The 24,252-nt window shown below is 38.8% G+C and carries 23 protein-coding genes and 1 other annotated feature; of the genes, 2 read left to right on the top strand and 21 right to left on the bottom strand.

Annotated features, from left to right (window positions below):
- Positions 1 to 286 precede the first annotated feature (286 nt).
- Positions 287 to 907: an NUDIX hydrolase gene (locus tag SAZ04_RS02780; protein WP_332690736.1), complete on the top strand. Its 621-nt coding sequence runs from the start codon at positions 287 to 289 to the stop codon at positions 905 to 907.
- Between the two features lies 1 nt (position 908).
- On the opposite strand, the gene SAZ04_RS02775 is transcribed toward SAZ04_RS02780, so the two are convergent.
- Positions 909 to 2,423, bottom strand: coding sequence for an MDR family MFS transporter (locus SAZ04_RS02775; protein ID WP_332690733.1), 1,515 nt, complete (start codon positions 2,421 to 2,423; stop codon positions 909 to 911).
- Between the two features lie 274 nt (positions 2,424 to 2,697).
- A complete protein-coding gene (locus SAZ04_RS02770; protein WP_332690730.1) occupies positions 2,698 to 2,940 on the bottom strand; it encodes a YrhC family protein in 243 nt (80 codons plus the stop codon).
- Between the two features lie 196 nt (positions 2,941 to 3,136).
- Here SAZ04_RS02770 and SAZ04_RS02765 point away from each other — a divergent pair, with 196 nt between their 5' ends.
- Complete coding sequence (locus tag SAZ04_RS02765; protein WP_332690727.1) at positions 3,137 to 4,387, top strand: adenosylhomocysteinase; 1,251 nt, start codon at positions 3,137 to 3,139, stop codon at positions 4,385 to 4,387.
- 275 nt (positions 4,388 to 4,662) lie between these two features.
- Here SAZ04_RS02765 and SAZ04_RS02760 read toward each other — a convergent pair whose 3' ends face one another.
- From SAZ04_RS02760 to SAZ04_RS02670, 19 genes are all read right to left on the bottom strand, one after another.
- The gene (locus SAZ04_RS02760; RefSeq protein WP_332690724.1) at positions 4,663 to 5,955 is read right to left on the bottom strand and encodes an amidohydrolase family protein; all 1,293 of its coding nucleotides are present in this window, start codon (positions 5,953 to 5,955) and stop codon (positions 4,663 to 4,665) included.
- A gap of 143 nt (positions 5,956 to 6,098) precedes the next feature.
- Positions 6,099 to 6,692 carry a YrrS family protein gene (locus SAZ04_RS02755; protein WP_332690721.1) on the bottom strand — a complete coding sequence of 198 codons (594 nt, stop codon included), beginning with the start codon at positions 6,690 to 6,692 and terminating at the stop codon, positions 6,099 to 6,101.
- A gap of 247 nt (positions 6,693 to 6,939) precedes the next feature.
- Complete coding sequence (gene greA, locus SAZ04_RS02750; RefSeq protein WP_332690718.1) at positions 6,940 to 7,416, bottom strand: transcription elongation factor GreA; 477 nt, start codon at positions 7,414 to 7,416, stop codon at positions 6,940 to 6,942.
- A 136-nt stretch (positions 7,417 to 7,552) separates the two neighbouring features.
- Positions 7,553 to 8,188: a uridine kinase gene (gene udk, locus SAZ04_RS02745; RefSeq protein WP_332690715.1), complete on the bottom strand. Its 636-nt coding sequence runs from the start codon at positions 8,186 to 8,188 to the stop codon at positions 7,553 to 7,555.
- The gene (locus tag SAZ04_RS02740) at positions 8,188 to 9,450 is read right to left on the bottom strand and encodes a peptidase U32 family protein (protein ID WP_332690712.1); all 1,263 of its coding nucleotides are present in this window, start codon (positions 9,448 to 9,450) and stop codon (positions 8,188 to 8,190) included. Before SAZ04_RS02740 ends, udk begins: the two co-directional genes overlap by 1 nt.
- Positions 9,451 to 9,467: 17 nt before the next feature.
- Positions 9,468 to 10,400, bottom strand: coding sequence for a peptidase U32 family protein (locus SAZ04_RS02735; RefSeq protein ID WP_332690709.1), 933 nt, complete (start codon positions 10,398 to 10,400; stop codon positions 9,468 to 9,470).
- A gap of 15 nt (positions 10,401 to 10,415) precedes the next feature.
- A complete protein-coding gene (locus SAZ04_RS02730; RefSeq protein ID WP_332691357.1) occupies positions 10,416 to 11,060 on the bottom strand; it encodes an O-methyltransferase in 645 nt (214 codons plus the stop codon).
- 83 nt (positions 11,061 to 11,143) lie between these two features.
- Positions 11,144 to 12,295 carry an endolytic transglycosylase MltG gene (gene mltG / locus SAZ04_RS02725; RefSeq protein ID WP_332690705.1) on the bottom strand — a complete coding sequence of 384 codons (1,152 nt, stop codon included), beginning with the start codon at positions 12,293 to 12,295 and terminating at the stop codon, positions 11,144 to 11,146.
- 128 nt (positions 12,296 to 12,423) lie between these two features.
- Positions 12,424 to 12,714, bottom strand: coding sequence for a DUF1292 domain-containing protein (locus tag SAZ04_RS02720; RefSeq protein WP_332690702.1), 291 nt, complete (start codon positions 12,712 to 12,714; stop codon positions 12,424 to 12,426).
- Between the two features lie 168 nt (positions 12,715 to 12,882).
- Positions 12,883 to 13,302 (bottom strand): Holliday junction resolvase RuvX, encoded by a 420-nt coding sequence (gene ruvX / locus SAZ04_RS02715; protein WP_332690699.1) that lies wholly within the window; start codon positions 13,300 to 13,302, stop codon positions 12,883 to 12,885.
- Positions 13,299 to 13,571 carry an IreB family regulatory phosphoprotein gene (locus tag SAZ04_RS02710; protein WP_332690696.1) on the bottom strand — a complete coding sequence of 91 codons (273 nt, stop codon included), beginning with the start codon at positions 13,569 to 13,571 and terminating at the stop codon, positions 13,299 to 13,301. Before SAZ04_RS02710 ends, ruvX begins: the two co-directional genes overlap by 4 nt.
- A gap of 92 nt (positions 13,572 to 13,663) precedes the next feature.
- Positions 13,664 to 16,303, bottom strand: a complete 2,640-nt coding sequence (alaS, locus tag SAZ04_RS02705) for an alanine--tRNA ligase (protein ID WP_332690693.1) — start codon at positions 16,301 to 16,303, stop codon at positions 13,664 to 13,666.
- Positions 16,304 to 16,411: 108 nt separating this feature from the next.
- Positions 16,412 to 16,620: a binding site (T-box leader), on the bottom strand.
- A 55-nt stretch (positions 16,621 to 16,675) separates the two neighbouring features.
- Complete coding sequence (locus SAZ04_RS02700) at positions 16,676 to 17,740, bottom strand: AI-2E family transporter (protein WP_332690690.1); 1,065 nt, start codon at positions 17,738 to 17,740, stop codon at positions 16,676 to 16,678.
- 277 nt (positions 17,741 to 18,017) lie between these two features.
- Entirely contained in the window at positions 18,018 to 18,206 is a 189-nt protein-coding gene (locus SAZ04_RS02695; protein WP_332690687.1) for a hypothetical protein, read from the bottom strand.
- A gap of 15 nt (positions 18,207 to 18,221) precedes the next feature.
- A complete protein-coding gene (locus SAZ04_RS02690; protein WP_332690684.1) occupies positions 18,222 to 18,695 on the bottom strand; it encodes a PRC-barrel domain-containing protein in 474 nt (157 codons plus the stop codon).
- Between the two features lie 51 nt (positions 18,696 to 18,746).
- The gene (recD2, locus tag SAZ04_RS02685) at positions 18,747 to 21,038 is read right to left on the bottom strand and encodes an SF1B family DNA helicase RecD2 (RefSeq protein WP_332691354.1); all 2,292 of its coding nucleotides are present in this window, start codon (positions 21,036 to 21,038) and stop codon (positions 18,747 to 18,749) included.
- Positions 21,039 to 21,065: 27 nt separating this feature from the next.
- Positions 21,066 to 21,719: a tetratricopeptide repeat protein gene (locus SAZ04_RS02680; protein ID WP_332690681.1), complete on the bottom strand. Its 654-nt coding sequence runs from the start codon at positions 21,717 to 21,719 to the stop codon at positions 21,066 to 21,068.
- A 61-nt stretch (positions 21,720 to 21,780) separates the two neighbouring features.
- Positions 21,781 to 22,884, bottom strand: coding sequence for a tRNA 2-thiouridine(34) synthase MnmA (mnmA, locus tag SAZ04_RS02675; protein WP_332690678.1), 1,104 nt, complete (start codon positions 22,882 to 22,884; stop codon positions 21,781 to 21,783).
- 70 nt (positions 22,885 to 22,954) lie between these two features.
- Entirely contained in the window at positions 22,955 to 24,115 is a 1,161-nt protein-coding gene (locus SAZ04_RS02670) for a cysteine desulfurase family protein (RefSeq protein WP_332690675.1), read from the bottom strand.
- Between the last annotated feature and the right edge of the window lie 137 nt (positions 24,116 to 24,252).

The raw sequence follows: 24,252 nt of genomic DNA, 5'->3' as shown, positions 1-24,252 counted from the left end.
CAAAAAAAGTGAGCGATTCTATAATCGAATCGCTCGCAATGGGGGAGAGTAGAGAGAACAGTTTTGGAAGCTAGGTCAATGACCTTTCCTGTTAATAATGTACCGTACTCTAACCCTCTTTACAGCATTTTTGTAACATCTTCTGACAGAGAACTTCTACCTTTTTTTCATGTTAAATCAATTTACAAATATACTTGATAGATAGGGTGTTTTCGAGTATTACATTTAATTCATATGATATACTTTGAAACAAATAGTTCGCTCAACCCCTTAAGGAGGTGATTTCTTGAAAGACTTTTCTCATATTCAACAACAACTTTCGAATAGAACTAGCGGTATTCTCGGTTCAACTTCCATGAAATCAGCCGTCATTGTTCCGTTGGTTTATGTAGAGAATGAGTTATCCATCCTATTTGAAGTACGTTCTAAACGATTACACAAACAACCGGGAGAAGTTTGCTTTCCAGGTGGGAAAATTGATCCGACTGATCCGACACCAGAAGCAGCTGCTATTCGTGAATTATCAGAGGAAATCGGTATCGAAAATAGACATATTGATGTTATTGCTTCACTTGATATACTCGTGACTCCATTTCGTGGTATTATCTATCCATTTGTTGGAGGAATACTCGATTTAAATAATCTTTCCATTAACCATCATGAAGTCGATCATACTTTCACCGTTCCACTTTCCTACTTGTATAACTATGAACCGAAACTACATACAATGAATATGTGGTTTGAACCTGGGGATGACTTTCCTTTAACAGAAATTGCTAATAAGGGGAACTATTCCAAGCGCTATCATGAAATACAAGAATACTTTTATTTTTATCATAACTATGTGATCTGGGGATTAACGGCTCGAATCCTAACTCATTTTATCGAATTAACAAAACCAAGATAACCTAACGTGGCATCTTGGTTTTGGATTTATCTGATTTAATGGAATCTTTAGGAAGCAAACTAATGAAAACAAATCCAATGATCGCTGCAATGAACAGCGACATAAAAACCGCAGACAAACTACTAGCGAGTATGGTTTGCAATTGCTCTTGCTCTACTAAAGAAAGTTTCGCTCTTTGTTCAGCCTCTAACAAAACGTTAACTGCATCAATATTAGGTTCAACAGATAACGATTCACCATTTTGTTCAAACGCCGATCTTACTTGTTTATTTAATATTCCTCCTAACAAGGTAACACCAATCGCTCCACCTAGTAACCGCATAAACATATTCATCGCAGTCGCTTCTCCTCTAACATTCCACTCTACACTAGATTGGATCAATACGATAAAGGTTGTCGTTGAAAACCCCATTCCTACTCCTAATAGAAATGATCCTAAGCCCGCCCACAGAAAATGAGCGATATAAGGGAGTGTTAAGAAGCAAAGACTACTTATAATGAGTGCCACTCCACCAATTATAGCGGTTATACGAAATCCTGTCTTCAGCATCATTTTTCCTGCAATTGTTGAGGAAATCGGCCACCCAATCGAAATAACGGTGAGCGTCAATCCTGCTATTAGAGGGGATTGACCTAGTACACCTTGGACATACGTGGGAAGATAACCAGATACAGCAAGTAGCATCGCACCTGCCATAAACGATGCTAAGTTTGCATACCGAATTTCTTTTTTCTTCCATAAAGAAAGGGTAACCATTGGTTCTTTCGTTTTTCTCTCATGTGAAATAAACCAGAACATGCTTACAATTGATACAAGAGTAATAAGAAGAAGTTGAAGATTGGATAGAAATAAACCTTCGTCTAATTGAATAAGAACAAACATAAATGTAGATAAAGATACAAAAAGAAGAATTGCACCTATATAATCGACATGTTTCTTCTTTTTTTCTACTTTTTCATGCAGGAAGAAAATAACGATACAAGCCGAAAGAATGCCAAAAGGGATATTCATCCAAAACACCCATGACCAATTGGCATATTGTATGAATAACGCTCCTAAAATAGGGCCCATAATCGCTGAGACACCCCAAATACTTGCAAGATATCCTTGAATATTGGCTCGCTCTTCTTTCGTATACATATCACCTACAATCGTTGTTGCAATCGGCTGAACAGCTCCTGCTCCGATTCCTTGAAGAATCCGACTGAAGATTAGCATCTCCATAGACCATGAAAACCCGCATAAAATCGATCCAATTAAAAAGATTCCAATACCTATTGAGAAAATCAGTTTCCTTCCATATAAATCAGCTAGCTTTCCATATAACGGAATCATGACTACCTGCATTAATAAATAAGAGGAAAACACCCAACTGAATAAAGAGAAGCCTCCTAAATCAGCTACAATGCCAGGCATCGCTGTTGCAACAATCGTAGCCTCAACAGCTGCCATAAACATAGCAAGTATAACAGCAGCAAGAACGAGCGGTCTATTTGTCTTTTGATTATTTTTCATCTCTACTCTCCCCTTGTGACACATTTCTTTCTCTTCTCTAATGTCCTTGTATACATTCTATAATAGGATAACTCGTCTGTACTCATTTATTTTATGTGTATTAATGGACAAATGTAAATTAATACATCCTGCTCAAAGCACTTCTAGCTAATGAATGAACAAGATGTTTTTTATGTAGGTAATGGAAAATACTGTTATATATATACTCTGGCTCCATAAAAAAATTGGCATAGTAGGTTCATGCACCTACTATGCCAGTTTCCCTTTTAGTATATTAGTTATGATTATCTTCATATAATTGTCTCTGAGCTCTCATTGCAAGACGGTGAAAAAACACAGAAAATGCAAGGGTCATAAATACGCCACCGATAAAAATACCTGGCATCATAACAACCGTATTTTCTGTTGGAATGACTAAACCGATAAACAGAAAGATACTTAAAGACAATAAAATAAAACCATATTGTTTGTAATCAGCAATTTTCGCTTCTAGTTGTTTTACTCTTTTCTCTCCCATTTATCTTCCTCCTACTCTTCTTTCATTCTATCATCTTTTTACATGAATAAATGATGCAATATTCGTTAATTAAGGAAAAGCAATCCAATTATGCCAACCAGGTTTCAGAATGTTCCACACTGCTTCCATCTTTGTCCATTATACGTTATCATTATGAACATAGTTCGAACTACATATATTGGAGGCAATAAAGAACATGAAAAGTATTGTACGTGATATGAGCCTTGCCAAAGAAGGTCATTTGAAAATTGATTGGGTAAAAGAGCATATGCCTGTTTTAAATCGAATTCGCGAGGAATTTGAGACGACTCAACCATTTAAGGGATTAAAAGTTGCCATTTGTCTTCATCTAGAGGCAAAAACAGCTTACTTAGCGAAAGTGGTTAAAGCTGCAGGAGCAGAAGTATTTATTGCAGGGAGCAATCCTCTCTCAACTCAAGATGATGTTTGTGCAGCTCTAGTAGAAGACGGAATTACTGTTTTTGCAAAACATAAACCTGATCCAGAAGAATTTAAAAAACATTTGATTATGACCTTAGAAGTTGAACCTGACCTGATCATTGATGATGGAGGAGACTTTACGACCCTTCTTCACTCAGAACGTCCTGACCTTATAAAGAACATCCGTGGCGGCTGTGAGGAAACAACTACAGGTGTCATACGAGATAAAGCTTTGGAAAAATCAGGTAATCTTCCATTTCCGATGATTGCAGTAAATGATGGATATTGTAAACACTTATTTGATAATCGTTATGGAACCGGTCAATCCGTTTGGGATAGCATTAACCGGACAACCAATCTTGTAGTAGCTGGGAAGACTGTCGTTGTTGTTGGATATGGTTGGTGTGGCCGTGGTGTCGCTCTTCGTGCAAAGGGACTGGGAGCTAAGGTCATCGTTACAGAAGTGGATAGCATTAAAGCCATTGAAGCTTATATGGATGGATTTGAAGTCATGTCACTCGTTGAAGCTGCTAAAAAAGGTGATTATTTTATCGCAGTAACCGGAAACCAATATGTAATCCGTCGTGAGCACCTAGAGAATATGAAAGATGGAGCCATTCTTGCCAATGCTGGCCATTTTGATGTAGAGATCAATAAGCATGATCTTGCTGCTTTATCGACATCAAAGCGCGACGTACGTAAGAACATTGAGGAGTACGTATTAGAAGATGGTCGCAAGCTTTATTTACTAGCAGAAGGTCGTTTAGTGAACCTTGGTGCTGGAGATGGTCATCCTGCTGAAATTATGGACATGACTTTTGCCTTACAAGCCGTTTCTCTTGCGTATGTGAATGAGAAGTACAATGAAATTGGAAATCGCATTATTACAGTCCCATATGAATTAGATAAAAAAGTTGCACAATTAAAATTAGAGGCATTAGGAGTCGGGATTGACTCGTTAACAGACGAGCAAAAAGTCTATCTCGAGAGCTGGAAGATTGACTAGAAGAGATTGCTCAAAATATAGTAGATATAGAGACCAAGTTATCAAACATTTGGTCTCTTTCTTTTGTTATATTACCAACCTTTTGTCGATTCCTTCTTTCTCGATTTTCACCCTTTTATGGGCATCATAACTCTTGATTGGTTCCCTTTTCTCGATTTTCACTTACTTAGGGTCACCAACCAGGTCGAAGATTTTTATAAGAGCACCTTTAATAGAAAAGAAAAAAGCTATTTCTCAAGGGTACAGACCCAATTAAGATAGCCTCTTCTTATCATTTAAAACTTCTCGCTTAAACGGTTCACTTCAAACATGACTTTTTCTTCATCAACCGTTAAACATTCCCCATTTTTCACTACTTGTTTTCCTTGTACAAAGACATCTTTCACATCCCGGCCGCTTCCAGAATAGACAAGATGAGAAATCGGATTATGGGAAGGTTGATAAAATGCTTGCTTTGTATTTATCACGATCAGATCTGCTTCTTTTCCTACTTCAAGACTTCCAATTTGATCATCTAACCAAATTGCTTCCGCACCATGTATTGTCGCCAGTTGTAAGGCTTTTTCTGCTGGAATCAACGTAGCATCGTTGTGAACACCTTTATAAAGGAGAGCAACTTGATTTAATTCTCCAAACAAATCTAAATTATTGTTAGAAGCAGAGCTATCTGTTCCAAGAGAAACCGTGATGCCTTTTTGTAGCATATCTGGAACAGGTGCGATTCCACTTGCTAACTTCAAATTGCTAATAATGTTATTAGACACCTTAACATCATATTTGGCGAGAATGTCGAGTTCCCAGTCTTCTACATGTACAGCATGAGCTACTAATGTAGGCTGGTGAAACATGCCAAGCTTCTCCAAATGCTTAACCGGGCGTTCTCCATACTCTCTTACATTTAACTCAACTTCTGAATGGGTTTCTGACATATGAATATGAAGTGGTGAATTTAACTCTACTGCTTTTGATACAATTTGCTCAATAAACTCTGGCGTACATGTATACGGAGAATGGGGTGACATCATCGTCGTGATTCGGCCATTCGCTTGGTTGTTCCAGTTTCTCACAAAGTTCGAAGCTTCTTCTAGCTTACTTTGACGAAGTTCTTCAGAGCCAAAACCAATCATCCCTCTACAAAGCCTCGCCCTTGCTCCTGAAGTCTCAACAGCCATCGCAACTTCATCCATATTGTCATACATATCAACAAATGTCGTTGTTCCTGTACGCAGCATTTCAATAATCGATAAGTATGTTCCCCATTTTGCATGGTCTTTCGTATATGTTGCTTCAATCGGCCACATCTTTTCTTCTAACCACTGCTGCAAAGGAAGATCATCGGCATAGCCTCTTAGTAATGACATCGATGCATGTCCATGTGTATTAACTAAACCTGGCAAGACATAATCACCTTTCACATCGATCACTTCATCGTATTCAGATAGGTCACTAGGTACCTCGCCTACATATGTAATTTTTTCATTTTCAAAAGCAATGGCTCCTTTTTTGACTACCTGCTGCTTAGAGTCCATTGTAATGATCGTTCCATTAACGAGAATCGTATTTGACATTCTTTTAAATTCCTTTCTGTTCATACATTAGTAGAGGCTGTCTCAAAAGGTTGCTTTTTGACCTTTTGAAACAACCTCTAAGTCATTAGCTGAGCCGCTGCCGCTCTTTTTATGGCTTTTGGAACAGCCTCTCACCCCTTTGATTAATTAAGTTTATTTTTCTCTACTGGCATCCAGCCTTGGCCATCAATCCATTCAATATACACTTCATATTTTTCATTTGGATTGCCTCTAGGAGCAACTTGTCCACGTACTCTTGTTGCGGATCCACCATTTCCAATCCACCAAACGGTCATATCATCAATTCCAGTAGCATATTGGAGGGCTTTGACCATTTCATTCCAGTTTGTGCTTCCTTCATTGAAGTCAGGTTTAAATTCGCCCGTTTGTGACGTACCAATTGGTTCCCACTCTCCGTCTGGAACTGGCTCTAGCTCTTCTTCATCTAGTTCTTCTTCATCAAGCTGTTCCTCTTTCGATTCTTGGTCATTTTCTTCTACTGCTTCACTCTGATTATTCTCTTTATTCTTCTCTACTGGATCAGCTATTGATTCAGGATCATTCTCCTCTATTTCTCCATCTTGCTCAACTTCAGTAAGTACTTCTTCACTTGTGGTCGAACTAAAGAAAATTTGTACTGCAAATACTATGATAAGAATGGTTACTACACCGATCGCCACATTTAAAATTCGATTCACTCGTTTCTTTTTACGTTGCTCATAACGATATCCTTGCATTTCTCCACTCCCTTTCTTCTTTCTCTTTCGTTATTATACAAGATCTTTTTTAAAAGCGCGAGAAGGGCTTCATACAAGATCTTACATAATTTTAGAGAGATATGGACTTCGAACCAAAGTTCAGCTTTTCACATGTAATCTCAACCAAAAGACAAAATTCCAGCGATGTACCTCTTACCATTTCACCTTTTAAAAAAGGATGCTTGAAAGAGGTAACTTTACCCTTTTCAAACACCCTAAATATTAATTAGCGAATATCAACGATTTTAATTTCCATTTCCCCACCAGGTGTATTAACAGACACCTTATCATTGATACCTCGTCCAAGCAAACTTTGTGCCATTGGTGAATCATTTGAAATCTTTCCTTCAGCTGGATCTGACTCAGCGCTACCAACAATTGTATATTCTTCTTCATCACCATCAGGAAGCTCAACAAACTTCACTGTTTTCCCTAGAGAAACTACATTTGCAGCTCCTTCTTCTTCTTCAATCATAACTGCATTACGAATCATCTTCTCAAGTTGAGCAATACGTCCTTCAACAAACGCTTGCTCTTCTTTTGCAGAATCATATTCTGAATTTTCTGAGAGATCTCCAAAGCTACGAGCAATTTTTATACGTTCAACGACTTCTTTCCGTCGCTCCGTCTTTAAATATTCTACTTCATCTTCTAACTTCTTTTTTCCATCCATCGTCATATAATGCTTTTTCTCTTCTGCCATGTCTTTCACTCCTCATCTGCTACAATCAAATAAAATAAATGCGATCAATATAATACTATGTAGACTAAAAACTCGGTATATCCGAGTTTTTAAAATCCTTACATTGAAGGTTAAACGAAACCTTCTCCTTATGCTATTACAAAATCGCTTTCTCTTCAATAATTGTGCGAATTTTTGTCACCATTAGATCAATTGCGACACGATTCTGTCCACCTTCTGGTACAATAACATCTGCATAACGTTTTGTCGGTTCAATAAACTGTAAATGCATTGGTCTAACAACCGAAGTGTATTGATTAATGACCGACTCAATTGAACGCCCACGATCCTCAATATCTCTCATTAACCGTCTAATGATTCGAATATCAGCATCAGCATCAACAAATAATTTAATATCCATCATGTTTCTGAGACGCTCATCTTCAAGAATTAGGATGCCTTCAACAATAATAACATCCTTTGGATCGATCACAATAACATCATTAGACCTTGTATGAGCTTTATAATCATACACAGGTTTTTCGATTCCTTTGCCTGCCGATAGCAATTGCAAATGTTCTAGCAACAAATCATTATCAAAAGCTAAAGGATGGTCATAATTCGTTTGCAAGCGTTCCTCGAAACTTAAGTGACTTTGATCCTTATAATATGCATCTTGTTCAATTAATACAATCGATTGTTCATTAAATTGATAGAAGATTTCTTTTGCTACCGTCGTTTTACCAGATCCAGTTCCACCTGCGACCCCGATAACGATTGGTTTCTTTGACATTATCGTACCTCTTTACGCATCATGTTTTGCGGATAAATTGGTTTATCTACTTTAAACCGAACGATTTGTAGTGGATGTCTCGCCGCATCGATCTCATTGCCGTCCTCATCCCAAATCGTTTGAACCTTTTGAATAAAGTTAGAGATTTCTGGTCCAAAAAATTCAACTTCATCGCCAGGTTTAAAATGATTTCGTTGCTGCAAAGTAACCAACGACGTTTCCTCATCATACTCAAGTACTAATCCCACAAAATCATACTTTGTACGTTTCGAAGTCTTCCCATACATTTGCTCTTCAAACGTTGGTTCCCCTTCGAAAAATTGCGGGGCAAAATCACGATTGGCACATTTCTCTAACTCATCAAGCCATGCTTTATCGATTTGGAAATTATCTGGATCTTCACAATACGCATCAATAACTTTACGATAAACACTTGTAACCGTCGCGACGTAATGAATGGACTTCATCCGACCTTCAATCTTTAGGCTATCAATTCCAGCTTCAATCATTTTCGGAATCGCTTGTACAAGGTTTAAATCTTTCGGACTCATCGTATACTCCGCATCACCTTCTTCAAAGAGCGCCTTTTCACCGTTTTCATTCGTTTCAAATAAATCATATTCCCAACGACAGGACTGACAGCAACCTCCTCGATTCGAATCACGCGCCGTCATATGATTACTCAATACACATCGTCCAGAATAAGAAATACACATTGCCCCATGAATAAACGCCTCAATTTCAATATCTACTTTCTTTTTCATTTCGAGCATTTCTTCAAGACCGACTTCACGAGCAAGAACAACACGATGAAGCCCTTCTTCTTTCCAATACTTCACCGCTAGCCAGTTAGTTAAGGATTGTTGAGTACTAAGATGAACTTCCACTTTAGGTGCGACACGTTTACACGTTTCAATAATAAGGGGATCGGCAACAATTATACCTGTCACACCTACTTCTTGAAGTGATAGTAAATACTCTTCTAGACCGTCCATGTTTTCATTATGAGCGAAGATATTTGTCGTTACATATATTTTCGCTCCATATTTATTTGCAAATTCCACCCCTTCTCTCATTTCTTCAAGAGAGAAATTATCTGCATTTGAGCGAAGTCCAAATTCACGTCCACCAATAAACACTGCATCTGCACCATAGTGAACAGCAACTTTTAACTTCTCTAAACTCCCTGCTGGGGCTAAAAGTTCCGGCTTTTTTGTAATAATACGTTTACCTTCTTTTGTCCGTTCTGCAATAGTAGTCATAGTCAAATCCTCCTTTCTTAATAGACCGTTTCTTTGAAGAAAAATCCAGTATCAAGCTTTCGGTTTTTAGGTTGAATTTCTTCTAATTTAGCTAAATAATCCTCTTTACGTTCTTCATATTCATCTCGATCATCTGCACAAAGATCCATTGCTTCGCGATACAAGGCTGTTGCAATTTCCATATACTCTGTAGTCTTTAACAGTCCATCAATTTTAAAACTATCAACTTCAGCGTCAATCATGTCTTCTAGTTCATCAATAATACAAATATCATTTGGGCTCATAATATGAGTTCCATTCTCATCTTCGAAAATTGGATAACGAGCATTACGTTCAGGATCAAATAAGTGTAAATTCCGCTCCTTATCACGTTTCTCAACTTCTAAGTTCTTTCCTTGGAATTGCATATAGTTTCCAATTAACGTTCTTTTTGATTGAAACATGTTTGTCATTCCATGTACTTGGACTTCCACTTCGACGTCTGCATTTTCCTTAATTTCAACAATCGCATCCATATTAATTTCACGAGCTAAAACGGCACGCTTTGCCCCTTTACGGCCCCAATAATTAGCTGTGAACCAGTTGGTAACCGTTGTTTCCGTGTTCCAATGTAGCTTCAAATCAGGCGCTACCTCACGTACAGTCATTAAAACTGCAGGATCTCCGAATGTAATTCCGTCTACATCTGTCTCTTTTAAAAATTTCACGTAATCTGCTAGTTCATCTACCTTGTCATTGTGAAAAAGAGCATTCATTGCAACATATACTTTTTTTGCTTGTGAATGGGCAATTTTCGTAGCTTCTTTCACATCTTCTCGTGTGAATTCTCCTGCTAAACGAAGGCCATATCGTTCTTCTCCAATGACAATTGCATCTGCACCTGCCTTTAACAGTTTTTTCACTGCATCTATATCTTTAGGGGTTACTAGTAATTCCGGCTTTTTTCCCATAATATCACCCTCCTCTTACATCTTTCGCTTAATACTAACAGCTAATCCATCCCCAACTGGTAAGATTCTCGTCTCATAATCTGGATGATTCATCAGCCATTCATTATAGCTTTTTATCTTTTTTGCTATCGTACGCAATCGTTTATTATCTATGTCCTCTTCCGCTACTAACCCTCGGAACAACACATTATCTGAATATATTACACCGCCACGTTTGATAAATTGACCATACATATCAAGAAACCGTTGGTACTGTCCTTTTGCGGCATCAATAAATAATACATCAAAAAGGGGTTCTGATTCAAGTGTTTGAGCCAAATCCAACGCATCACCATACCTTACATCAATACGATCTGATAAGCCTAAAGAAGAAATGTTTTTTTTCGCTTCTTCATAACGCTCTTGATCTCGTTCAATCGTGATAATAGTCGCAGTCGGTAACGCTTGAGCCATTCGTATAGATGAATAACCAATAGCTGTTCCAATCTCTAATATCCGTTTAGGTTCATGTAATTTTAACTGCTGTAGGAGACTTTCCATTCCTACTAAATCCATAATAGGAACTTGGTGTACTTTGGCATATTCTTCTATTTCCTCCACTTTTTTTTCGCGAGTTGGAACAAGGGACTTTAAATAATCCTCTACTTGTCTATTTATCATCATGTCACTCCATTCTACTAGGCCCCACATAGAAAAGAGGGCGTGTTAACTAACACATCCCCCTTACCAATACTGATCTCATCTCATTCCTCAGCCTCTTCATTTTGCGCTTCGACCCATTCATTGCGATACGTTTGATGAGTCCGATTATGCTCTTCATACGTTTCGTTGTAGATTACTTCGCCATTGTAACGAGCGTAAAAATAAAGTGCATCTGTCTCTTCAGGAAGTAACGCAGCTCTGATTGAATCTTTTCCTGGACTTGCTATAGGTCCAATTGGGATCCCTGCATATCGATAAGTGTTATACGGAGAATCAACCTCAGTATCAGCATAAGTTGTCATATACCGGTGTTCACCTATTGCATAGGAAACCGTTGGGTCTACTTGAAGTCTCATCCCTCTATCTAAACGATTGTAAAGAACTCCAGAAATGAGATAACGGTCTTCTGACTTTTGCGCTTCTCTCTCAATAATGGAAGCAAGAGTTAATAACTCATGAATTGTATACTCACTCTCTTCAACTTCAGCAGCGAATTCTTCTAATACAGATTGTGTCCCGCCAAGCATCGCTTCAACCATTGATTCGATGGAAGGCTGTTCATCTATAAAATCATAACGTGCTGGGAATAAATATCCTTCTAACGCATAGCGAATATCCTCAACTAAAATGTCATCTGTTAACATTGAGTATTGATCAATTAAACCTTCAATATACTCCTCATCTGTTAACAATTCCATAACTTCCTCTTCTGTATGATCCGTTTCATTAGCAATAATTGCCGCTATATCTTCAAGCCATCTCCCCTCAGGGACAGTAAAAACAAGCTCAGGCTCTTGCAAGATTTTTCCTTCTTTTAACTCTTGAATGATTTCATCCATCGTCATCGAAGTCGAAAGAGCATAATCACCTGCTTGAAACCCTGATTCATTTTTGTAGCGCACATAATAACGAAACATCGTACCATTTCGTACGAGTCCCTCGTCTTCTAGAATTGTTCCAATTTGATTCGCAGTAGACCCAATTGGAATGGTAACTTCGACTTCTTGCGGATTGTCCACATCAACCGGACCTAATGTATTCTTTACATAAAAATAAGCACTAATAAAAAAAATGATACCAATAATAAAGAATCCAATCACACTAAAAAAGACGATTTTTCTCACAACCCTCGCCTGAGAAACTCGTTCTTCATACAATTCATTTCGTGGTTTTTCGTCGGAATTAGACATCATTCTCCTCCTTCCATCGTTATATTATACTACATTTCGACTAAAGATAAAGAAAAAAAACAGCTCCCAAACCTAGGTAGCTGTTTTTTCTCTTATCCTACTTGCTTTAAGCAAGCTAAAAGAGCTCTAACTTATTCCTCATCTTCCGGTTGGAATGTATTCAACATTTCCTCAACCATTTCCCACTCTTCGTCAGTCTCAACTGGGAATAAAGCAATATCGTCTTCTTCCCCTTCGCGATCCTCGTAACGAAAAGCAAAAACTTCCACTTCTTCTTCCTCGTCTTCATCTGCACCAACAGGCGTCACTAAAATGTAAGACTTTTCTGTTGCATCGACATGGAATCTAAATAATTCATCAAAAAGATGCTCGTCCCCATTTTCATCAGGGATCACAATACGCTCTTTTTCTTGTTCAGTCATTTGGTTGCACCTCTTTGGAGTAATTTGTGTAAATGAAAAAGGGGGTGCAATGGCTACACTCGCTGCTAACTTTATATAAGAAACTCACTCATATAAAGCTTAAAACATGGCAGCGACTTCGCTCATTGCTTCGCCGAAAAGGCAAAAATCAACTTTTTTCTAGTACAGCTAGTTGCTTTTAAGATCAAGATATCCTTGCAATATCAAGACTGCTGCCATCTTATCGATAACTTGTTTTCTTTTCTTGCGACTAACATCAGCTGAAATAAGCATTTTTTCAGCTGCTACGGTCGTTAAACGCTCATCCCACATCTTTATCGTGCACGAAACATACTCACTTAATGTATCCGCAAAAACTTGGCTTCGCTCACCACTAGGTCCGATTGTTCCATTCATATTTTTAGGTAGCCCAATGACAATCGTATCAACACCATGTTCTTCTACAAGGCTGGCAATCGCTTCAAAGTCTTTTTCTTCTTTATTCTCTTCACGTTTAAGTGTCGTTAAACCTTGTGCCGTCCAACCAAGCTCATCACTGAGCGCTATGCCAATTGTTTTCGTACCGATATCTAATCCAAGTGCTCTCATTCATTCTCCTTACGGTGCTGTGATAAATAGGATTTCACTAACTCTTCAATTAGTTCGTCACGTTCTAGCTTACGAATGAGTGTACGTGCATCTTTATGACGCGGAATGTACGCAGGGTCTCCTGAAAGTAAATAGCCAACAATTTGGTTAATGGGATTATAACCTTTCTCCTCAAGTGACTCATATACAGAAAGGAGCACCTCTTGGACATCAACATCAACCGTATCATCAGGAAAATTAAATTGCATCGTTTTGTCCATAGAGCTCATCACAAACACCTCTTTCATTCTTTGCCATTGACAACTTATTCGTCATTGTCTAATAGCTTATCTTATTTCCATTGTACACCAAAAAAGTCTAATTAGGAAATCGTATTTACATACTCTTCTACAAAAGCAAGAGCTTTTTCTAATTCTGCTGGATTCTTCCCGCCAGCCTGTGCCATATCAGGACGACCACCACCACCACCGCCGCAACGAGTAGCAACTTCTTTTACTAGCTTTCCTGCATGAAAACCTTGATCAAGTAAATCCTTCGTAACACCCGCAACAATGTTTACCTTTTCACCTGAAACAGCTCCTAAAACAATAATACCAGACGATAAATCTTGTTTTAATGTATCCACAATTCCTCGAAGACCATCCATGTCAGCTGCATCTACTTTTTTTGATAAAACTGTTACTCCGTTCACTTTTACAGCTTCATTAACAAGATTCCCAGCTTCCATATTACCCAACTTTGCAGTTAATGATTCATTTTCTCGTTGTAATTCACGAATTTGTTGTTGAGTGGCTTCGATTCTAGTCGGTACATCTTGTACACGCTTGACTTTTAAATTTGTAGCCACATCTTTTAGCAATTGAATTTGATCATTCATATGTTCATAAGCCGCCTTGCCTGTCACTGCTTCAATTCGGCGTACACCTGCACCAATACCCGACTCAGATACGAGTTTAAATAAACCAATTTCAGCTGTGTTACGCACATGACAGCCGCCACATAACTCTAAACTATAATCGCCTACTTTTACAACTCGGACAGTCTCACCGTATTTTTCACCGAAAAGAGCCATTGCGCCCATTTCTTTTGCTTCAACAAGCTTTTTTACCGAAATTTCTACTTGAAGGGCATTCCAAATCTGTTCATTTACTATCTCTTCCACTTTCATCATCTCTTCAGCCGTAACTTGACCAAAATGTGAAAAATCAAAGCGCAAGCGTTCTTCTGAAACAAGTGAACCAGCCTGATTCACATGAGCTCCAAGAACATCTTTTAATGCTTGATGCAATAGATGCGTTGCCGTATGGTTTTTCACAATCGAAATTCGTTCAGTCTCTTCTACAACACAAGTAACGGTTTCTCCTTTTTCAAGCATTCCCTCTTTTACAACAATTGTATGGAGGTGCTGTCCATTAGGTGCTTTACTAACAGCCGTAACATCTGCTACTAGATTCTCTCCACGAATCGACCCTGTGTCAGCAACTTGACCACCACTTTCAGCGTAAAATGGCGTTTCATTAAAGATTACCTGTGCTGTATTACCTGCTTGAACGATATCCGTAAGCCCTTTATCAAAAATAAGCACTTCCACTTTCGCATCGGTTGTTAGACGATCGTATCCAACAAACGTACTTTTTGCTGTAATTTGACCAAGTACTTCATCTTGCACTTGCATGGAACCTGATTCTTGACGTGCAGAACGAGCTCGCTCGCGCTGCCCTTCCATTTCACGTTCAAAGCCCGTGCGATCAATATCTAAGCCCTTTTCTTGAACATATTCTTCCGTTAAATCGACTGGAAATCCGTATGTGTCATACAAACGGAATACATCAGCACCATCGATTATCTTTTTCCCTGATACCTCTGCATCAGCAAGGATTTTTTCAAGAATCGATAACCCTTCATGTAATGTTTCGTGGAAACGCTCTTCTTCATTTTTCATAACTTTTTGTACAAATTCGGTTTTCGCTTTTACTTCTGGATAGAAATCAACCATAATCTCGCCAACAACCGGAACTAATTCATACATAAATGGACGGTGAATATTGATTAATTTTGCATAGCGAACAGCGCGACGTAATAACCTTCTCAGAACGTACCCACGCCCTTCATTCGAAGGTAGAGCTCCGTCAGTAACAGCAAACGTTACTGTTCGTACATGATCGGCAATTACTTTAAACGCTACATCAGTTTCTTGCTTTTCCCCATATTTCACACCAGAAATTTCTTCTGTTGCTTTAATAATTGGCATAAATAAGTCCGTTTCAAAATTCGTTGGAGTATCTTGGATAACTGATACCATTCGTTCGAGACCCATACCTGTATCAATATTCTTCTTTGGCAGCGGTGTATAGCTACCATCTGGATTATGATTAAATTGAGAAAAGACGAGATTCCACACCTCTAAGTACCGTTCATTTTCACCACCTGGATAAAGTTCTGGATCTTTTTCATCATTTCCATAACTAGGGCCGCGGTCATAGAAGATTTCTGTATTCGGTCCACTCGGGCCTTCTCCTATATCCCAAAAGTTTCCTTCTAAACGAATAATACGTTCTTCTGGAACTCCGATTTTTTTTTGCCAGTAGGCATATGCTTCATCGTCTTCAGGATGAACAGTTACCGATAACTTTTCTGGATCAAATCCAACCCATTTCTCACTCGTTAAAAACTCCCAAGCCCATTCAATTGCTTCTTCTTTAAAATAATCACCAATGGAAAAGTTCCCAAGCATTTCAAAAAACGTATGATGGCGTGCTGTCTTTCCCACATTTTCAATATCATTTGTTCGAATCGATTTTTGCGCATTCGTGATACGTGGGTTTTCTGGAATAACACGGCCGTCAAAATATTTCTTTAATGTTGCAACCCCACTATTAATCCAGAGGAGGGTTGGGTCTTCATGCGGTACTAAAGATGCACTCGGTTCAATGTCATGTCCTTTTTCTTTAAAAAAATCTAAATACATTTGTCGAACTTGCGAAGATGTCAATTTTTTCATTTTTCGTCTCTCCTTATTATGTAAAATTTGTTACTGAGGTTGTGAACAAGGCATTTTTTTCCCTATTTAGCAACCACTAAGCCAAATAAAAAAACCCTCAAATCCCCTACAAGGGACGAGAGTTTATCACGCGGTACCACCCTAATTATAGACAATAACGATGCCTATCACTTAAAAGCCTTAACGCGGCTTAACGTCAGAGATTATCTGCACTCGGGAGTAGCCTTCTGAAACCCTTCGCTTAGTATACCTCTCAACCAAAGGGTACACCTCTCTTTAAACGGACTGCTTCATACTCGTTCCTTCAACGCTTTTAAACTGCTTGATCATCTTTTGAACACACATATATTATAGAAATCCATGATTCAAATGTCAATCTTTCATAAAATGCAAACGAAGATGCACGAGCGTTACTTTGCCTATAGCTAAGACCGGAACAGCAATTAGCATTCCTATAAACCCTCCCACTTCCACTCCGACTAGTAAAGCTAGAATAATGAGAGCAGGATGTAGGTGGAGCGTTTTCCCAACAATCACAGGAGAAAGAATATTTCCTTCAATTTGTTGAATCACAAAAATAAGTATGATCGTCGTAACCCCTAATTGCCATGATTGCAAAAAGGCAACCACAACTGCTGGCACGGCACCGATAAATGGACCGAAATAAGGAATTAAATCCATTGCTCCCATAAATAATCCGAGTAAGATTGGATAAGGGACTCCAAGCAGCCATAAACCAATTGTCGAAATAATAAAGACAGACAAGGAAACAAGCAATTGCCCTCTAATATAGCTTCCAAAAGTATGGTCAACATCTTTTATATAGCATTTTAATGGTTTTCTCCATTTCCGCGGAGTCACATACCAGGACAACCTTCTAATGAGCTCGTGATCTTTTAACAAGAAGAAAACTAGAAAGGGGATCACAATCAATGAAAAGAGCGATTTAATAAGAAACAGAGCTGCGGCTTCCACTTGATCAAATACACTTCCACCCATTTGTTCAAGCTGGACTCTCCACTCTTTTGATTGTGTTTGTAACGGTGCCGGGAGAGTATCTATATAGCGCTCGATTCGTGCTGTTTCTTTCTCGATTTCGTTAATTTGAGCTGGAATGGTTTCAAATGCATGCTGTATTTGTTTAATAAATGCAGGTAGTCCAATTGTTAAAAGAAATCCAAAAATAAATACGATCAACAAAAAGATCAAAAGAACGGCGAATGGCCGTGATAATCCAGACTCATGCATTTTTTCAACTAAAGGATGGAGCAAATAGGTTAAAAGGACAGCAATCCCTACAGGTAAAACCAATGCTCTAAATACAGCCCTAATAGGAGATAGCAATGGGGCTAGTTGAACAACCATAAAGATAATAAGTAACGTAAGTAAGGTAAAGATTAGTCTACTTAACCACTTTTGCTGTAGCACTTTTTCCATATTACACACCTCCCAATCTTTATTGTGTACTTTAGTTTCATATCCATACAAATTGATGAAGCTCCAATTACAAATTCTTTCTGTAGTTTCTCTACAAAAAAAAGAGAGAGACCATTTCACCTAACTTATCGTTAGAATGACAGTCACTCTCTTCGTTTTCATGAAGACTTTCTTGTGGAAAATTATTCGTTTCATACTATGATCACTACTGGAATAAGTAGAAGCAATTTCTTATAGGTCAGCTTGTCTTATTCAGTATCGCACCATTAATTCAAATTCACATCCCAATTTGAAGGTCCTCATCCTCAAACAAATCATCCAATGAGCTAAGTGAACCATCTTCTTCAACTTGATGCATGGACAGTCTTCCTTTCAACAAACTCATTTCAACAAAACAATTCCAGCAATAGTATTGGTTCGTTCCGATCTTTCCGATATCTTTGCTCTGGCAATTTGGACAACGCATGATAAAGGCTCCCTTCTATTCCGTTAGGATGGCACGACCTGCAGCAATTGTTAATTTAGAATTGCTTTTGACAACTCTTCGTCCCTCTACTAAGTCTGCTACCAATCCTTCCGTCACTTCATACCCTACAATCGTGCCCACTTCTTCCAAAAAGTATACGTCCTCTAACAGCCCTAATTTTTCTCCTTCTGCTGTTAACAAGGCAATTCCTTGTAGACGCCGCTTCCCATTTTTTAGCGGAAAGGCTTCTTTATCCTTGGTAGAATAGGGTTTAAGTACATTTGTGTCCTTTATCATGACTCCGTCGCTGCCAATGCTTGCTACATGAGAGACCGGCAGAAATAAGTGCTTTTGGAACCAACCTTTAGGATCAATGAGAAAACCTGTCACACATCCATTCTCATACAATAAATCTAAGACATGCCCACACTCTCCGGCAGTCGATAGTGAAATGACCGGTAATCCTTCTACTGTTGAAAAAGTTCGCAAAGAAATCGCCACCTTTCCGAACAATTTTAGTGTGTGGCGATTCATACTAATTTATGTTGGCTGGCTATTTCCACTGCTGGTGTTTAACGTCAGCAATTTTTCCTGTAACTTTGAATTCCTAACTAATTCCTCTTTCTGTGTTATCGCAGTGTGGAATGCTTTAAGATCTCCACATAATAATAAAAACTGTTTAGCCCGTGTAATCCCAGTATAAAGTAAATTTCGTCGTAGCATCCTTGCATAATTGCGCACAACCGGCATAACAACAATGGGAAATTCACTACCTTGAGCTTTATGAATCGAGCAACAATACGCATGTGTAATCTGATTTAAATCTTTTTTTAAGTAAACCACTTCTGTACCATCAAACGAAATGACTAATTGATCTTGTCGTTCTTGATTTTCTTTTGCGTAGAAAATCGCGACAATCTCTCCACGGTCTCCGTTATATACGTTTTCGTCAGGGTTATTGACAAGTTGCAAAACAATATCACCTGTCCGGTATACAACATCTCCAAAATTAATTTCACGCCTTTGCTCTGTTTTTGGATTAAACAAATTTTGAAGCATGATATTTAATTCGGTAATCCCTGCGCTCCCTCTGTACATCGGAGCTAGTACTTGAATCTCTTTAGCCGTATAGCCTTTTTTCATTGCATTTTCACAAATTTGTGAAACTACTTGCCCTACATGATCAATTTGACATGGGAAAAAGCGTCGGTCTGCCTGAGGTTCAGGTAAATTAGCTGGCATCGTTCCTTGCTTCATCGCATGAGCCAACTCAATAATGGAGGAGCCTTCAGCTTGACGATAAATGTCAACTAATGGAACAGTCGGTATAATCGTCGATTCAAGGAAATCACGGAGTACTTGTCCTGGACCAACTGAAGGTAACTGGTCTTGATCGCCTACTAGCACCACTTGCATCCCTTTTGGGACTGATTTTAATAATTGATTCATCAACCAAATATCAACCATTGAACTTTCATCAACGATTAAAAGCTCTCCTTCAAGTGGCTCGTGATCCCCTTTTTCAAACCCACCCGTTCCACCTTTCCAACCTAACAGGCGATGAATCGTGGTTGCGGGTAGGTCTGTTGCCTCACTCATCCGTTTAGCAGCTCTCCCGGTTGGTGCTACAAGCAAAACCGGAAATGGGTTGCTTTTTGTATAAGCCTTCTCATCTAGTGCTAGTCCATGCAAACGTGCATATAGTTCGACTATTCCTTTAATAACAGTTGTTTTTCCCGTACCAGGACCACCTGTTAAGATCATTAACGGAGACGATAGCGCCATTTGAATTGCCTCCTTTTGCGAAGGAGCATATTCCATTTTTTGTTCTTCCTCCAGCTTCCCTAGAGCCTTTAAAAACTCAGCTTCTGGAAACTCATCCTCTATTTCTTCACTTAAAAGACGGCGAACACTTGTCACGATACCTTTTTCAGCAAAATAAAGTGTCTTCATATACACACGCCCATCTTCAATAAAGATAATATCCTCTTCATGCATAAGAAGAAGTTGTTCTTCCACTTGCTGTTGCTCGATTTTACACTCGTATGAAGAAAGCAATGAAATGGCATGAGGACTAAGCGTTGCTTTTTCAAGGAAAACATGACCATCTTGAAGGCAAAGTTCCTGAATAAGAAATAGACAGCCCGCACGAATTCGGTCAGGATGATTACCCGTAATCCCAATGGCGGCTCCTAAGAGGTCTGCTTTCCTAAAACCAATTCCTTCTACATCAGCAATTAATTGATATGGATTCGTCTGGATGATATCAAGTGCTTGTAAACCGTAAGCTTGATACACTTTCATCGATAACTCTACACCAAACCCGTGATTAGACAAAGTCATCAAAACTTGTTCTACACCTTGCTGATCAACGAGCTGTTTATACAACGTATCAGCTTTTTCCTTTGAGAGCTTTGGGACCTCATTTAATACAGATCGATGCTCGACAATTTTTGTAATTGCGCGTTCACCAAGTACCTCTACAATGGTTTCAGCCGTCTTTATCCCTATGCCTGGAAAACGTCCGCTTGCTAAATAGTGAACAATCCCATGCTTTGTCTGGGGTAGGTCCCTTCTGAATTGTTCTACTTGATACTGAACGCCAAATTTGGGATGATCGATTATTTGACCAAAAAATAAAAAGGTTTCATCTTGCTCTAACTTTGGAAGCATTCCGACAACTGTTACTTTTTTCTCCTTTAACTCCTCATTTGTCTGCGCGACACGAACTAGCGCCACCGTATAAAAATTCTCCTCATTACGAAAAACAATGTGAATCACATTTCCTTTTATATATCCACGTTCGATTGTTATTTCGTCTTCAGGCAACATTGATTGTTCCTTCACATGTCATCACCCTTACTTGATGGCTTGTTCAATTGTTTTCTTTCCATTTGCAGCTAGTGCATGATTCGGCTGTATGATAAGAGCTTGCTCAAAAGCAGCCAACGCATCATGCCCACGTTCCTTATAGGCATAAGCAACACCTAAATTAAAATAAGCATCTGCATGTTGTTCATCTAATTCAACCACGTTCTCGAATTCAATTATTGCATCATCAATTTGCTCTAGTTGTGCTAAGCATAATCCATGATGAAATCTACCGTCAATATCATTTGGATGAAGTTCTACCGTTCGTTTAAAAGATGCTAATGCGTGAGGAAGTGCTCCTAACTGGTAATAACTCATTCCAAGCATAAAATGTACATCCGACTCGTCTAATTTCTCAATGAGAGCTTGCTTAAACATTTTTACCGCTTCTTCAAATTGATCTTGCTTATAATAAATCGTTCCAGTGCCATAATAGGCCGTAGCAGCATGCTCATCAAGACCAATTGCCTTATCAAAAAACGTCAAAGCTCGATCATAGTCTCCCAAAACACCGAGCAGATTACCAAAATTAATAAAACCAGTTGGGTCTTTTGGATTTTCTTCAATTGCTTCGTTAAACATCTTTGCTGCTTCTTCATATTTTTGTTCATTCATAAATACTATGCCTTTTTCATTAAACATGACTTTGCCTCCTAACACTTTATCTAATAATATAATTATAACGGAAAAAGGAAAATACCAATTAGGCATTTTCCCACTTTTTAATGACATGATCAATTGTTCCTCCGCCAAGACAAACACCCCCATCATAGAAAACAACAGCTTGACCAGGCGTCACAGCACGTTGTCTTTCATGAAAAGAAACACGAGCTATACCATTTCCACCTGGATATACCGTTACGGTTTGATCTGATTGACGATAACGAAGTTTAGCAGTGCAAGTGAATTCCTTCGTTTGAGGAAGTGATACAATCCAGTTCATACCGATTGCATCTAACCCTTCTGAATAAAGACCTTCATGGTGAAATCCTTGACCAACAATCAAAACATTGCGTTCTAGATCTTTTCCAATGACAAACCACGGCTCGCCAGCCCCACCAATACCTAGACCTTGTCGTTGCCCTAATGTATAGTACATCAATCCATCATGTTGTCCTTTCACTTCTCCATCTACCGTTTGCATTTCACCAAATTGTGCCGGCAAAAATTCGCTTAAAAATTCTTTGAAATTCCGCTCACCAATAAAGCAAATACCAGTACTATCTTTTTTCTTTGCGGTTGCCAAATCGGCTGCAAGAGCACGCTCACGTACTTCTTTTTTCGGCAAATGTCCAATTGGAAACATCGTTTTAGACAACTGCTTTTGCGATAATGCATTTAGAAAATACGTTTGATCTTTATTATCATCAACACCACGAAGAAGGAAATAGTGTCCATCTCTTTCCTCAACACGAGCATAATGGCCTGTAGCTACATAATCTGCACCAAGTGCCATCGCATGATTTAAAAAAGCCTTGAATTTAATCTCTTTGTTACACATCACATCAGGATTCGGCGTACGACCAGCTTTATATTCCTCTAGAAAATACGTAAACACCTTGTCCCAATATTGCTTTTCAAAATTAACCGCATAGTAAGGGATACCAATTTGATTACAAACTCGAATCACATCTTCATAATCCTCTGTTGCTGTGCAAAACCCACTTTCATCGGTATCATCCCAATTTTTCATAAAAATACCGATTACATCATAGCCTTGTTCTTTAAGAAGCAAAGCTGTCACAGATGAATCCACTCCACCAGACATTCCTACAACAACTCTTGTATCTTCTGGTCGCTTTTTCATTTCTTTCACCACCTTTGATCCTTCGAGGTTGTTCAAAAAGGTGAAAATCAACCTTTTTGAACAACCTCTTCTAGTTGATAAATTCTTCCTGTTGCTTAAGTCGTTTTACAATCTTAGCTGTTTCAATAGCTACGCGCTCTATTTGTTCGACTTTATTCCCAAGCCCAAAGCTAAATCGAATAGCAGACTGAATTCGTTCACTCGCTTGTTCAAACATTGCTACAAGGACATGAGACGGCTCAATTGAACCAGCTGTACAAGCAGATCCACTAGATGCTGCAATGCCAGCTAGGTCTAAATTCATTAATAAAGACTCAATATTCACACCAGGAAAGCTAACATTTAAAACGTGAGGCAACCTTTCTGTTTGATGCCCGTTCACAAAAAATGCAACTTCTTCTTTAACCCAAGTATCTATAAGAACTTGAGCGAATTGGTGATAGCGCTCCTGCCGTTCACGTATTGAATGAATTGCTAATTGCATCGCTTTTGCAAACCCAACAATAGCTGCGACATTCTCTGTACCAGCTCGACGCTTTCGCTCTTGTTCCCCACCATAGAGTACAGGTCGTAGCTTAATTTCTTCACGAACATAAAGTAATCCAATTCCTTTAGGACCATTAATTTTATGAGCAGAGATCGATAGCATATCGACCTGAAGTTCAGCCAGCTTCATTTCAATTGCACCACAGGCTTGAACTGCATCAGTATGAAAAACAGCTTGATGCTTTTGAAGAAGTTCTCCAATTTCTTTAATTGGTTGGATGGTGCCTACCTCATTATTTCCAAACATCAACGTAACGAGAATTGTATCATCACGCAGTGCCGCTTGTACATCAATTAGCTTCACACTTCCTGTCTCATCTACCGGGAGATAGGTCACTTCAAAACCACGCTTCTCAAGCTCTTGACATGCATGTAATACGGCATGGTGCTCAACCTTTGATGTTATGATATGCTTCCCTTTTTTTTCGTGTTCAAGTGCATATCCTATGATTGCCATATTATCTGCTTCTGTCCCACCACTTGTAAAAACAAGGGTTTGCTCTCTAACACGTAGCGACTCTGCTATACTCAGACGTGCCTGATCTAGAGCTTGTCTCGCCTGTCTTCCAATTTGATGAATACTTGATGGATTTCCAAAATGAGTCTGAAAATAAGGTAGCATCGCATCTAGAACATCTGGATGAAGCGGAGACGTGGCAGCATGGTCTACGTAAATGATCTCCACCTTCGTTCACCTTCTTTTTGCTTTATTATTATGTTTATGGAAGTAAAATACCGTCCTAAGGTAACTCCAAGGAGGGCAATCGCTCCTCTCACTGCGCGCCCGTTATGAGAAACCCACTCATAACGGACTTAAAAGAT

Origin of the sequence: Halalkalibacter lacteus (assembly GCF_036663595.1) — a bacterium.
GTDB classification, from domain to species: Bacteria; Bacillota; Bacilli; order Bacillales; family Bacillaceae_D; genus Halalkalibacter; species Halalkalibacter lacteus.
Note: the sequence above shows the minus strand (reverse complement) of the source record. Positions and strands in the feature narration are given on the sequence as shown.

What these genes read in the sequence shown, in the direction of transcription:
- SAZ04_RS02775 (WP_332690733.1), bottom strand. Translation starts at nt 2,423, where the DNA reads ATGAAAAATAATCAAAAGACAAATAGACCGCTCGTTCTTGCTGCTGTT.
- SAZ04_RS02770 (WP_332690730.1), bottom strand. Translation starts at nt 2,940, where the DNA reads ATGGGAGAGAAAAGAGTAAAACAACTAGAAGCGAAAATTGCTGATTAC.
- SAZ04_RS02765 (WP_332690727.1), top strand. Translation starts at nt 3,137, where the DNA reads ATGAAAAGTATTGTACGTGATATGAGCCTTGCCAAAGAAGGTCATTTG.
- SAZ04_RS02760 (WP_332690724.1), bottom strand. Translation starts at nt 5,955, where the DNA reads ATGTCAAATACGATTCTCGTTAATGGAACGATCATTACAATGGACTCT.
- SAZ04_RS02755 (WP_332690721.1), bottom strand. Translation starts at nt 6,692, where the DNA reads ATGCAAGGATATCGTTATGAGCAACGTAAAAAGAAACGAGTGAATCGA.
- greA (WP_332690718.1), bottom strand. Translation starts at nt 7,416, where the DNA reads ATGGCAGAAGAGAAAAAGCATTATATGACGATGGATGGAAAAAAGAAG.
- udk (WP_332690715.1), bottom strand. Translation starts at nt 8,188, where the DNA reads ATGTCAAAGAAACCAATCGTTATCGGGGTCGCAGGTGGAACTGGATCT.
- SAZ04_RS02740 (WP_332690712.1), bottom strand. Translation starts at nt 9,450, where the DNA reads ATGACTACTATTGCAGAACGGACAAAAGAAGGTAAACGTATTATTACA.
- SAZ04_RS02735 (WP_332690709.1), bottom strand. Translation starts at nt 10,400, where the DNA reads ATGGGAAAAAAGCCGGAATTACTAGTAACCCCTAAAGATATAGATGCA.
- SAZ04_RS02730 (WP_332691357.1), bottom strand. Translation starts at nt 11,060, where the DNA reads ATGATAAATAGACAAGTAGAGGATTATTTAAAGTCCCTTGTTCCAACT.
- mltG (WP_332690705.1), bottom strand. Translation starts at nt 12,295, where the DNA reads ATGATGTCTAATTCCGACGAAAAACCACGAAATGAATTGTATGAAGAA.
- SAZ04_RS02720 (WP_332690702.1), bottom strand. Translation starts at nt 12,714, where the DNA reads ATGACTGAACAAGAAAAAGAGCGTATTGTGATCCCTGATGAAAATGGG.
- ruvX (WP_332690699.1), bottom strand. Translation starts at nt 13,302, where the DNA reads ATGAGAGCACTTGGATTAGATATCGGTACGAAAACAATTGGCATAGCG.
- SAZ04_RS02710 (WP_332690696.1), bottom strand. Translation starts at nt 13,571, where the DNA reads ATGAGCTCTATGGACAAAACGATGCAATTTAATTTTCCTGATGATACG.
- alaS (WP_332690693.1), bottom strand. Translation starts at nt 16,303, where the DNA reads ATGAAAAAATTGACATCTTCGCAAGTTCGACAAATGTATTTAGATTTT.
- SAZ04_RS02700 (WP_332690690.1), bottom strand. Translation starts at nt 17,740, where the DNA reads ATGGAAAAAGTGCTACAGCAAAAGTGGTTAAGTAGACTAATCTTTACC.
- SAZ04_RS02695 (WP_332690687.1), bottom strand. Translation starts at nt 18,206, where the DNA reads ATGCGTTGTCCAAATTGCCAGAGCAAAGATATCGGAAAGATCGGAACG.
- recD2 (WP_332691354.1), bottom strand. Translation starts at nt 21,038, where the DNA reads ATGTTGCCTGAAGACGAAATAACAATCGAACGTGGATATATAAAAGGA.
- SAZ04_RS02680 (WP_332690681.1), bottom strand. Translation starts at nt 21,719, where the DNA reads ATGTTTAATGAAAAAGGCATAGTATTTATGAATGAACAAAAATATGAA.
- mnmA (WP_332690678.1), bottom strand. Translation starts at nt 22,884, where the DNA reads ATGAAAAAGCGACCAGAAGATACAAGAGTTGTTGTAGGAATGTCTGGT.